The sequence below is a fragment of the methanotrophic endosymbiont of Bathymodiolus puteoserpentis (Logatchev) genome (assembly GCF_900128525.1).
Classification (GTDB): Bacteria; Pseudomonadota; Gammaproteobacteria; order Methylococcales; family Methylomonadaceae; genus Methyloprofundus.
This window is the reverse complement of record NZ_FQTQ01000199.1, coordinates 1-1,116: the sequence shown is the minus strand read 5'-3', so window position 1 is coordinate 1,116 and position 1,116 is coordinate 1. Positions and strand designations below refer to the sequence as shown.

The 1,116-nt window shown below is 38.0% G+C and carries 1 protein-coding gene and 1 other RNA gene; both read left to right on the top strand.

Going from position 1 to position 1,116, the window contains the following annotated elements:
• Positions 1-175 precede the first annotated feature (175 nt).
• Positions 176-553: a transfer-messenger RNA gene (ssrA, locus tag BQ7314_RS14695) on the top strand.
• Positions 554-638: 85 nt separating this feature from the next.
• On the top strand, positions 639-1,116 hold a 478-nt coding region (locus BQ7314_RS14690; protein ID WP_342590416.1), incomplete at its 3' end, for a DUF6538 domain-containing protein.

The following is a 1,116-nucleotide window of genomic DNA, read 5'->3' as shown; positions in this document are numbered from 1 at the left end:
AAAAACAATTTCCTAAAGAAAAGCGCCACATGGCTCTTTGAGCGCAAGCTCCGACCTGTTTTGATGGCATATCTGTAATAAAATGTCGGACACCGTTATGTATCGGCAGATTTAGAAAAAATTTAATTTCTATAGCCACTTTAGCTAACAATCCTATATAATGGTCAATACCAAAGGGGACGACTAGGTTTCGACGTGGGTAACAAAACCTTAGGTGCATGTCGAGGACAGTACACCTCGTAAAATCTACTGAAACTTAAGTATTCGCAAATGACGAAAACTACTCAATGGCTTTAGCTGCTTAAACACAGCACCATTCTCCTGACTATCTGTGCTTATGCGGATAGGTTCTTCGGAACTCTCAGGAGTCACTCTACATAAGATCGCGTTAAGGACTTTGTTCGGAGTCCCGACACGTTAAATCCAATCGAAATCGCTAAAAGTATCTTGGTCCGACGGGTAGCTTTTAGCTAAATCAAAAGTGCGGAATAAACATGTAGATCCAAAGGCGGAGTGCTTGCGGACGGGGGTTCGATTCCCCCCGTCTCCACCACCCAACTTTAACATATTGATTTAAAAGGTATCTTGTTTTTTAGTTTCGATAGTGAGCCACTCCAGTGAGCCACCGAAAACTATTCATGAACATCAAAGCACCTTCTTATCTTTACAAAAACCGACACGGAGTATTTTATTTTCGTGTTGTCATTCCAAAAAAATATCAGCAATATTTTACTCATAAACGCGAGATAAAACGTTCGTTAAGAACTGAAAATAAACATATTGCACTAAAACTTTCTCGTCTATATATGGTCGATTTTGATAAATTATTAACAGAAATAAAAAGCGGTAAACGTAAAACAAGCGAACTTATCACAATAAAAGATGTGCAGCTGCCTAATGGATCAACACTTGGTGAAATTTCCATCGACCATGGAAATGCAACATCGGAATATGAAACATTAATGGCGATTATTAATTCAGATTCACCTGATAATATCGGTAATCAATCATCTAATATTAATACCACTTCCTCCATAAATAGTTCCCTTACTCTTAGTGAAGTTTGCGATCTATATTTTGAAGCAAAGAGCATTAAAGATTGGAGTGACACAACTT